The sequence below is a fragment of the Streptosporangium sp. NPDC002721 genome (genome assembly GCF_042888905.1).
In the GTDB taxonomy this organism is placed as follows: domain Bacteria; phylum Actinomycetota; class Actinomycetes; order Streptosporangiales; family Streptosporangiaceae; genus Streptosporangium.
In genome coordinates, this window is the sequence record NZ_JBIAQI010000081.1 from 1 (window position 1) to 4,772 (window position 4,772).

Below are 4,772 nucleotides of genomic sequence, written 5' to 3' on the forward strand. Positions count from 1 at the left end.
GCCCTGACCGGTGAACAACACCGCCAGCCTCGGTTCCGCTGCCGCGACGCCACGCACCACACCCGCCCCCGGCAGGTCCTCGGCCAGCGCACCCAACCCCGCCAGCACGCTCTCGCGACCGTCGGCCAGCACCACCGCCCGATGCTCGAACACCGACCGCGTCGTGGCCAGCGAGAACGCGATGTCGGCCGGCGCCACCTCACCTCGGTCCTCCACGTGCACGGCCAGCCGCCCGGCCTGCGCCCGCAACGCCTCCGCCGTACGACCCGACACCACCACCGGCAGCATGTCCGTGGCCGGCGTCTCCGCCTCGGCACGCGAGGTCTCCGGGCCCTGCTCCAGGATCACGTGCGCGTTGGTGCCGCTGATCCCGAACGACGACACACCCGCCCGACGCGGACGACCCGTCTCCGGCCACTCGGTCGGCTCGGTCAGCACCTCCACCGCGCCCGAGGCCCAATCCACGTGCGAGGAGGGGGCATCGACGTGCAGCGTCTTGGGCAGCGTGCCATGCCGCATCGCCATGACCATCTTGATCACACCCGCCACACCCGCCGCCGCCTGCGTGTGACCGAGGTTCGACTTGATCGACCCCAGCAACAACGGCCGATCCTCATCCCGATCCTGGCCGTAGGTCGCCAGCAGCGCCTGCGCCTCGATCGGATCACCCAGCGTCGTGCCGGTCCCGTGACCCTCGACCGCGTCCACCTCGGACACCGACAGCCCAGCCCCGGCCAGCGCCTGGCGGATCACCCGCCGCTGCGACGGACCGTTCGGCGCCGTCAGCCCGTTGGACGCGCCGTCCTGGTTCACCGCCGACCCACGCACGACCGCCAGCACCTCGTGGCCGTTGCGCCGCGCGTCCGACAGCCGCTCCAGCACCAGCATGCCCACACCCTCGGACCAGCTCACCCCGTCGGCCGCGTCGGCGAAGGACTTGCACCGCCCATCACCGGCCAGCCCACCCTGCGCGCTGAAACCGATGAACGCCCCCGGGGTGGCCATCACCGTCACCCCACCGGCCAACGCCAGCGAGCACTCCCCCGACCGCAGGGCTTGGGCCGCCATGTGCGTCGCCACCAGCGACGACGAACACGCCGTGTCCACCGTCACCGCCGGGCCCTCCAGCCCCAGCGCGTACGAGACCCGGCCGGTCGCCACACTGCCCGACGTACCCGTACTGATGAAACCCATCGCCTCCGGCGGCAGATCAGCGCTCATCGCGTAGTCGTGATACATCAACCCGGCGAACACCCCGGTACGGCTGCCGCGCAGGGAGGTCGGGTCGATCCCGGCCCGCTCGAACGCCTCCCACGAGGCTTCCAGCAGCAGCCGCTGCTGCGGATCCATCGCCAGCGCCTCACGCGGCGAGATCCCGAAGAACCCTGGATCGAACTGCCCGGCCTCGTGCAGGAAACCACCCTCGTGCACGTAACTGGTTCCCCGGCTCTCCCGGTCCGGATTGTAGAACGCCGCCAGATCCCAGCCTCGCGTGGTCGGGAACGGAGAGATCGCGTCCCCGCCCTCGGCCACCAGCCGCCACAGGTCCTCAGGAGAGGCGATCCCACCCGGATAGCGGCAGGCCATCCCCACGATCACGATCGGGTCATCGGCCACCGGCCGGATCCCGACGGGAACCACCACATCGGCGTCCTCGCCGAACAGCTCCGCCAGCAGGAACTCCGCCAGCACGCTCGGCGTCGGATAGTCGAACACCAACGTCGCCGACAACCGCAACCCGGTCACCGCGTTCAGCCGGTTACGCAGCTCCACCGCGGTGAGGGAGTCGAAACCCAGCTCGCGGAACTCCCGCCGGACGTCCACCGTCGCGGAGTCGGGGTGTCCGAGGACGGCGGCGGCCTGACCGCGGACCAGGTCCACCAGGACCTCGACACGCTCGGTCGCCCCCAGCGGGGCCAGCCGCTGCAGCAACGTCGCGGCCACCGCCGAGCCCGACGCCGCCGAGCGACGACCACCCCGCACCAGACCCCGCAACAACGCCGGAACCTCGCCATGGCCGCGCATCAACGGCAGATCCAGCCGGACCGGCACCAGCACCGCGCGCTCACACCCGACAGCGGCCTCGAACAGCGCCAGGCCCTGCTCCACCGACAGCGGCGGCATGCCCGCCCGCGCCATCCTGCGCGTATCGGCGTCGCTCAGCGTGCCGGTCATCCCGACGTCCTGACTCCAGGCACCCCACGCCAGCGACAGCGCGGGCAGCCCTTCGGCGCGCCGGTATTGAGCCAGCGCGTCCACGAACGCGTTCGCGGCCGCGTAGTTGCCCTGCCCGGCCGAGCCCATCACCCCCGACAAGGACGAGTACACGACGAACGCCGCCAGATCCAGGTCCCGGGTGAGCTCGTGCAGGTGCCAGGCCGCGTCGACCTTCGGCCGCAGCACCGTCTCCAGCCGCTCGGGTGTCAGCGACGGGATCGTGCCGTCGGCCAGCACACCCGCGGTGTGAACCACCGCCGTCAGCGGGTGCTCGGCGTCCACTCCCGCCAACAGAGCCGCCACCGCCTCCCGGTCGGACATGTCACAGGCGGCGACCGTGACCTCGACACCGTGGGCGATCAGCTCGGCCCGCAACTCCACCGCGCCGGGCGCGTCCGGGCCCCTGCGGCTGGTCAGCAGCAGATGCCGTACGCCTCGTTCGGACACCAGGTGCCGGGCCAGATGACCACCCAGACCACCGGTCCCACCAGTGATCAACACCGTGCCATCCGGATCCCATGCCTGGGCATACTCATCGCCCGGCGACACTCTCGCCAGGCGAGGAACAAGCACCGCGTCCTCACGCACCGCCGCCTGCGACTCACCCGAAGCCAGCACTCCGGCCAGCACCGAGGAGGAGACCTCACCCTCGGCGTCGATCAGCACGAACCGGCCCGGCTCCTCCCACTGCGCCGACCGCACCAGACCCCACACCGCCGCGGCCGCCAGATCGGCGACCACATCACCTTCCCGCGCCTCGACCGCGCCCCGGGTGACGAACACCAGGCGCGAGGCCCCGAACCGCTCGTCGGCCAGCCACTCCTGCAGCAGGCCCAGAACGCGGGCGACCAGCTCGTGCGTCGACTCCACCACGCTCCCGGCGTCCGCCGATCCCACGGTGAACGTGACCACATCCGGCACCGGATCCAGCGAGGCGAGATCCCCGCTCAGCTCGACCATGCTCGCGCCGGCCCTCGCGCCCGACACCTCCGCCAACGCGACCCAGTCCACCCCGAACAGCGAATCCCGCTCCACACCACCCCCAACACCTACCAACTGCTCAGGCGAGAACGGACGCAACACCAGCGACCGCGCCGACACCACCAACTCCCCAGCCGCATCCACCGCCGTCAAGGTGATCGAGTCGGTACCCGCCCGGACCAACCGCACCCGCAACACCGACGCCCCGGCAGCGTGCAAACTCACCTCCTGCCACGAGAACGGCAACCGGCCGCCCTCGGAATCATCCAGCCCCGAGAAAGCCACGCCGTGCAGCGCCGCGTCCAGCAGAGCCGGATGCACCCCGAACGACCCCGCCTCCGACACCACCTGCTCGGGCAGCGCCACCTCGGCGAACACCTCGCCACCGGCACCGTGCCAGGCCGCCCGCAACCCCTGGAACACCGGGCCATACCCCAGCCCCCGGGTGGCCAGCTCGTCATACAACCCGTCCAGCTCGATCGCGGTCGCTCCGGCCGGGGGCCACACCACCGCGTCGAACGGCGCGACGACCCCGGTGCCCGTGGCGAGCGTGCCGGTGGCGTGCCGCACCCACGGCGTCTCCTCCCCGGCCTGCGCCGACCGGGAGTAGACACTCAAGGTCCGGCGACCGCTCTCCTCCGGCGCACCCACCGCGATCTGCACCACGACCGCGTCATCCTCACCCAGCACCAGCGGGGCGGCCAGCGTCAGCTCCTCCAGCAGCTCACAACCGACCTGATCACCCGCCCGCACGGCCAGCTCCACGAACGCGGTGCCCGGCACCACCACAGAGCCCGCCACCACGTGATCGGCCAGCCACGGATGCGACCTCACCGACAGGCGGCCCGTCAGCACCAAACCATCCGAATCGGCCAAGCCCACGGCCGCCCCCAGCAGCGGATGCCCAGCGGAAGCCAGGCCCAGCACGCGGGCGTCGCCGTTCTGCCTGGCGTTCGGCCAGAACCGCTGGTGCTGGAAGGCATAGGTCGGCAGATCGACCCGGCGACCGCCCGCCAGCAGCTGCCGCCAGTCCACCGCCACCCCGCGCACGAACAGCTCGGCCAGCGCCGTCATGGACGCCATCGGCTCGTCGCGGTCCTTACGCAACACCGGCACCAACACGGCGTCCGCCCCGTACGTGTCCGCGTGAGCGGCGAGGGTGTCGGCGGCCATCGCACTCAGCACCCCGTCAGGACCCAGCTCCAGATACGCCCGCACCCCTTGCGCGTGCAAGACCTGGACGGCGTCGGAGAAGCGGACCGCGCCGCGTACCTGCTCCACCCAGTACTCCGGCGAACACAGCCGCTCGGCGGTGGCCGTCTCCCCGGTCAGGGTGGACACGACCGGGATCTGCGGCGGACTGTAGGTCAGGGTCCGGGCCAGGGCGCGGAAGTCCTCCAGCATCGGGTCCATCAACGGCGAGTGGAAGGCGTGCGAGACCCGCAGACGCCGCGTCTTGATCCCGCGCTCCTCCAGAGCGGCGGCGATCTCCAGCACCGCCTCCTCCACCCCGGAGATCACCACCGAGGACGGGCCGTTGACGGCGGCGACCGACACCTCCTTCTCCCGGCCCG

1 protein-coding gene is annotated in these 4,772 nt (G+C 71.7%); it reads right to left on the bottom strand.

Translation table 11 applies throughout. The features are described from left to right. Positions 1-4,755 (bottom strand): SDR family NAD(P)-dependent oxidoreductase (locus ACFYWM_RS44590; protein ID WP_389927938.1); only part of this gene is annotated, 4,755 nt, incomplete at its 3' end. Positions 4,756-4,772 lie beyond the last annotated feature (17 nt).